At 59.4% G+C, this 5,345-nt stretch carries 4 protein-coding genes and 4 tRNA genes; all 8 read left to right on the top strand.

Annotated elements, in window-relative coordinates; genetic code table 11:
- Positions 1-325: 325 nt before the first annotated feature.
- The 8 genes from A6D6_RS21325 to A6D6_RS21290 all read left to right on the top strand — a co-directional run bounded on the left by A6D6_RS21325 (position 326) and on the right by A6D6_RS21290 (position 5,166).
- Positions 326-2,014, top strand: a complete 1,689-nt coding sequence (locus tag A6D6_RS21325; protein WP_159661817.1) for an AMP-binding protein — start codon at positions 326-328, stop codon at positions 2,012-2,014.
- Between the two features lie 6 nt (positions 2,015-2,020).
- Positions 2,021-2,989, top strand: coding sequence for a biotin--[acetyl-CoA-carboxylase] ligase (locus A6D6_RS21320; RefSeq protein WP_133492913.1), 969 nt, complete (start codon positions 2,021-2,023; stop codon positions 2,987-2,989).
- Positions 2,986-3,720 (top strand): type III pantothenate kinase, encoded by a 735-nt coding sequence (locus A6D6_RS21315; RefSeq protein WP_133492912.1) that lies wholly within the window; start codon positions 2,986-2,988, stop codon positions 3,718-3,720. Before A6D6_RS21320 ends, A6D6_RS21315 begins: the two co-directional genes overlap by 4 nt.
- Positions 3,721-3,734: 14 nt before the next feature.
- A complete protein-coding gene (locus tag A6D6_RS21310) occupies positions 3,735-4,415 on the top strand; it encodes an SPOR domain-containing protein (RefSeq protein WP_159661816.1) in 681 nt (226 codons plus the stop codon).
- Positions 4,416-4,517: 102 nt separating this feature from the next.
- A tRNA-Thr gene (locus A6D6_RS21305) sits at positions 4,518-4,593 on the top strand.
- 87 nt (positions 4,594-4,680) lie between these two features.
- Positions 4,681-4,764 (top strand) — tRNA-Tyr (locus tag A6D6_RS21300).
- A 203-nt stretch (positions 4,765-4,967) separates the two neighbouring features.
- Positions 4,968-5,041, top strand: a tRNA-Gly gene (locus tag A6D6_RS21295).
- A 49-nt stretch (positions 5,042-5,090) separates the two neighbouring features.
- A tRNA-Thr gene (locus A6D6_RS21290) sits at positions 5,091-5,166 on the top strand.
- The last annotated feature ends 179 nt before the right edge of the window (positions 5,167-5,345 follow it).

Raw genomic sequence — 5,345 nt, 5'->3', positions numbered from 1 at the left:
AGGGCTCTTAAATACAAAACGCCCTGTCAGGGTAACCCGACAGGGCGTTTTGCTGTGCGCTCTTCCGCTTTATCCCTCCCGGAATATGGCCCCATATGCCCGATCACGGTGCACTTTGCACGAACGTCCTTTTTTTGCCGCCAAACCTCTTTATCCCCGCCTGTTGTATCTCTATGCTCAATAATCGTACACAGTTCTAGCGGGGTCATGGCCATTGCTGGCCGGCCGGGGTTCCGTCGTACACGCTCTTCCGCCGACTTTGCATTCCCGAGGCGAAGCGGCATTTGAGGGCCTTCCTTCTAGGTTTGGGAAACAGGTGAATACAATGACGAATCAGAATAACGTAACCATGAAAACACCGATTCAGGCACTTCAGGACCGATACCAGCAACAGCCCGGCGACGTCGCCATGGTGCAACCTCTGGGGGGAGACCGGGTGCGCCGATACACCTGGAAAGAGGTCTCCGATGAAGCTCTCCGCATGGCGTCCTATCTGCGTGCCCAGGGGATTCAATCCGGTGACCGGGTGGCCCTGGTTTCCAAGAATTGCGCGGAATGGATTCTGGCGGACCTGGCAATCTGGATCGCGGGTGCGGTCAGCGTGCCGCTGTATCCGACCCTGGTGGCGGACTCAGTAAGGCAAATCCTTGAGCATAGCGGATCCCGCCTGCTGTTCGTGGGCAAGCTGGATGACTGGGACATTATGAAGGATGGTGTGCCGGAGGGGATTCAGCAGGTTGCTTTCTCCCTGGCACCAGAAGATGTGCTTCAGTCCTGCCCGGTATGGACTGACATTGTGGCCCAGAATGAGCCGCTGGCCGAGGTGGCGCAACCGGGCCCGGATGACCTCGCCACGATCATTTATACCTCGGGGACCACGGGAACGCCGAAGGGCGTGATGCATCAATACCGTAGTCTCTCCGCCGTTGGTGATAAAGTGATCCGGGTTTATAACCTGGAGCCTTCCGACCGGATGATCTCCTATCTGCCACTCTCTCACGTGGCGGAACGGGCGGCGGTGGAAACCGCCTTGCTGTATGTCGGCAACACCGTGTACTTCGCGGAGTCCCTGGATACCTTCGGTGAAGACATCAAACGCGCCAAGCCGACGCTTTTCTTCGCCGTGCCGCGTATCTGGTCCAAGTTCTATCAGAAGGCCTCGGAGGCGGTGCCGCCGAAGAAGCTCAACACCCTCCTGAAGATTCCGCTGCTGAACAAGGTGATCAAGAAGAAGGTACTGGGAGCCATGGGGCTGGACGAGTGCCGGGTCGCCCTCTCGGGCGCGGCGCCGTTGTCCACCGAGATCATTTCCTGGTTCAACACCCTGGGTCTGGAGATTCTCGAGGTTTATGGGATGACCGAGAACTTCGGCTGGTCGCATACCACGGTGCAGGGGGATCAGCAGATTGGATGGGTCGGCACCCCCAATGATGGGGTAGAATGCCGCATCGGCGAAGGTGGTGAGGTGCTGGTTCGTAGCGTCGGCAACATGAGCGGTTATTACAAGCAGCCGGATCTGACCGCCGAGGTGTTGTCCGACGATGGTTGGCTGAAGACCGGTGATGTGGGTGAGATCGACGAAGGCGGCCGGTTGCGGATTACCGGGCGGATCAAGGAGATCTTCAAAACCGAGAAAGGGAAGTACGTGGCGCCGGCACCGATCGAAAACCGCCTCGCCAGCCAGCCCGGTGTTGAGCTGGTGTGCGTGATCGGGGCGAACATGTCGCAGCCCATCGCGTTGTTGAACTTGACGCCGGAAGAACAAGGGAAACTGAGCAAAGGCGCTGAGAAAGAGCATTTTACCCAGCAATTGAATGAACTGCTGACCCGGGTAAACAATCAGCTCGACCCCCACGAGCGGCTTGCCGCCCTGGTGGTGTGCAAGGAGCCCTGGGGAGTGGAAAATGGTCTGGTGACCCCCACTCTGAAGCTCAAACGCAATGAAATCGAAAAGCACTACGCGGCGGTCTTGCCGGAATGGGCGGCTTCCCGTGGTGTTGTCTGGGAGCATTGATAGTAGATGGAATACAGTACGGATCTGCCCCTCGTTCAGGCTCTGGCCGACGGGCGTTTCCATTCCGGGGCGGATCTCGGCGAGGTGCTTGGCATTTCCCGAGCCGCCATCTGGAAACGGATACAACGCCTGGCGGAGCTGGGGCTGGACGTGGAGTCGGTTCGTGGTAAGGGCTATCGGCTGGCCCGGCCCCTGGATTTGTTGGATGAAAGCCGGCTGAGCCAGGGTCTGGCTGGCCGGGCCGGGCTGATTTTCAGCCCGGTGACCGGGTCCACCAACGCTGACGCTCTTGCCTTGGCCGCTGAGGGGCGGGAAGGCCCGCTGGTGGTCACCACGGAATTTCAAAGTGCCGGCCGTGGCCGGCGCGGGCGTCACTGGCGGTCTCCTTTCGCCACCAATATATACCTTTCTGTTCTGTACCGGTTGCCAGGAGGCTTTGCCTCCCTCGGCGGGCTCAGTCTGGCCGCGGGAGTCGTGGTCAGCCAGGTTCTGGCGCAGGCATGTCCTGGATTGCCGTTGGGTTTGAAGTGGCCAAATGATCTGCTGGTGGAGGGGCGCAAGCTTGGCGGAGTGTTGATTGAGCTTGCCGGCGAAATAGAAACGCAGGTCCAGGTGGTGGTTGGTGTGGGTATTAATGTGGCCATGCTGGACGCGCAGGCGGAGAGTATCGATCAGCCCTGGACCAGCCTGGTGCAATATGGAGACTTGAGAATGTCCCGTACTGAACTGGTGGAGTCCCTGTCCGGGGCGCTGTTGAGTATGCTGGACACCTTTGTTGCCCAGGGATTCGCGGCTTTCGCGCCGGCCTACCAGGAACTGGATCTGGTGCGGGACAAGGCGGTCACGGTGATGACCGCTGGCAAGTCGCGGACAGGGGTCGCCCGGGGTGTCGCCGAAGATGGGGCTCTGTGCGTGGAGATCGAGGGTGAGCGCCATCATTTGCATGGCGGCGAAGTCAGTTTGAGATTGCAATGAAGTTGTTTATCGATGTGGGCAACACCGCCCTGAAGTGGCGTCGCCGCAATGGTGATGATATTGAGCAAGGCGGAGGGACTCATCGCCGGGACTGGGAAGCTGCTCTGAGTGACCCTCTGGCTTCGTCCCGGCCCTTTGAATCCATCTGGGTTGCCTCGGTGGCGGGGGCGGAGGCGGATGCCAGGATTGGTGGGTTGATCCGGGAGGTCACCGGACGGACGGCGCAATTCTATTATTCCGTTCGGGATGATTTCGGTGTTCACAACTGCTATCCCGAGGCCCGGCGTTTGGGAGTGGACCGCTGGGTGGCTCTGATCGAATGCTATCAGCGTCATGGGGCCGGGATCGTAGTGGACTGCGGCAGTGCCCTGACCATCGATGCGGTGGATGGGGACGGTGCGTTTCTTGGTGGTTACATCGTGCCGGGGCTGGGTATGCTTCGTACCGCCTTGCTGCGCGACACCGCGGATGTGCATGTCGGCCCGGGGCAGGCGGGGCTTGGGTTGGGGCAATCCACCGGTGAGTGCGTTCATAATGGGCTGTTGCGCATGTCTGTGGCCTTTGTCACGGATGTGGTGGTTGAACTGCGTGAACGGCTTTCCGATACTTGCCCGGTACTGGTAACGGGTGGGGATGCCCGGGAACTGAGCGCTTCCTTTCCATTTGATTTCGACCTGCAGCCGGATCTGGTTCTGGACGGGCTGGAACGGGTGGCCGCTCAACAAAAATAACCTGGGGGCGCGCTGTGCGTTGGGTATTCTATACGCTGTTGGTGGCCAATCTGGTTTATCTGGGCTGGCACCTGACTGTCGATCGACTGGAAAGTCCCTCTTCGGCTTCAAGGTCGCCGTCGACCGCGGCGCTGCCGACCGCCGCGGACTCTCTGGTTTTGCTCAGTGAGCAGCCTCAACCCGACAAGATGACCGGGGTGGACCCGGTGTCCGCCCAGGCCGCTTTGTGCACCGTTGTCGGCCCCTGGTCCGACAGCGATGAGGCCCGCCGGGCGAGGATACAGCTGAGGGCGGCGGGGTTGGCGGGATGGGTCGAGCCTGTCCGGGTGGAAAAGGATCGCTTGAACTGGGTCTACCTGCCGCCTTTTGAGTCCCGCCAGCGCGCGCTGGAGGCACTCAATGAATTGCAGGCTCTGGGCGTGGACAGCTTTATCGTCAAGGAAGGTGAGTATGCCAATGCCATTTCGCTGGGATATTTCTCCAATGTGGAGTCGGCGGAAGGGTTGCGCACAAAAATGCGTAACGCCGGATACCCCGTTTTTGCCCGCGAAACCGCCCGGGAAGTGACGGAGTATTGGATTTATCTGCCCCCTGCTGAAGAAGGTGGCGCCGCGCTGGCTGATTTCCTGGTGGGAAACCCCGAGGTGGGGCGCGACAAGAGTCAGTGTCCTGGGACGGCCCAGTGGAAGGGCTGACTGGCTGGTCAGAATGTTCTTGCCCCGGGGTGGCCAGAAGCGATTGCAGACCCATCGGGGTTTATATAGAATGCGCAGCCTTTGAAGCAAGGCTCGCTTCATGCTGGCGTAGCTCAGTTGGTAGAGCAGCTGATTTGTAATCAGCCGGTCGGGGGTTCGACTCCTCTCGCCAGCTCCACCTTTCAGGCATGCGACAGCAGCTTGAAAGCCCCTGAAAAGATGTTGACAAGGGGCTGAGCCGTAAAGAGAATGTAGGCCCTTTTCTGGAGGGGTTCCCGAGTGGCCAAAGGGATCAGACTGTAAATCTGACGCGAAAGCTTCGGAGGTTCGAATCCTCCCCCCTCCACCAGATAATGAGAGTGATCAGGCGTGGAAAGGCTTGATGGCTCGTGAAGGTTCCTTCGGCGCTTGGCCGGGGGAGGGTTCGGACCGACAAGAGGTTCGACATGTCCGCTCCGCGGACTGAACAGCACTTGTGCTGGCCCGAAGGGCGGAGTGATCCTCCCCCTCCACCAGATATTGTCAGCAAGCTGGCAGGCAGACAGAAGGTTTGCGGGCATAGTTCAGTGGTAGAACCTCAGCCTTCCAAGCTGATGATGCGGGTTCGATTCCCGCTGCCCGCTCCAGGCTGCGGAAGTTCGCGGACCAGGAAGAGGTTTGCGAAGTATAGGTTACGCTCATGTAGCTCAGTAGGTAGAGCACACCCTTGGTAAGGGTGAGGTCACCGGTTCAAATCCGGTCATGAGCTCCAGAATCCGGGCCCGGGTACCACCTGGGTCCGGCTTTATGTGTCTTGGTGGTGCCAAGATGGTCCGCGAAAGGCGCGGTCCGACAGGGTTTTATCTGGGCAGAGGCGCCGTTCAGACGGAAATGCACAGCCAAGTTGAGAGGTAGAGAGTCGTGGCAAAGGAAAAGTTTGAACGTAATAAA

The sequence above is a fragment of the Alcanivorax xiamenensis genome (genome assembly GCF_009846745.1).
Taxonomy (GTDB): Bacteria; Pseudomonadota; Gammaproteobacteria; order Pseudomonadales; family Alcanivoracaceae; genus Alloalcanivorax; species Alloalcanivorax xiamenensis.
Note: the sequence above shows the minus strand (reverse complement) of the source record. Positions and strands in the feature narration are given on the sequence as shown.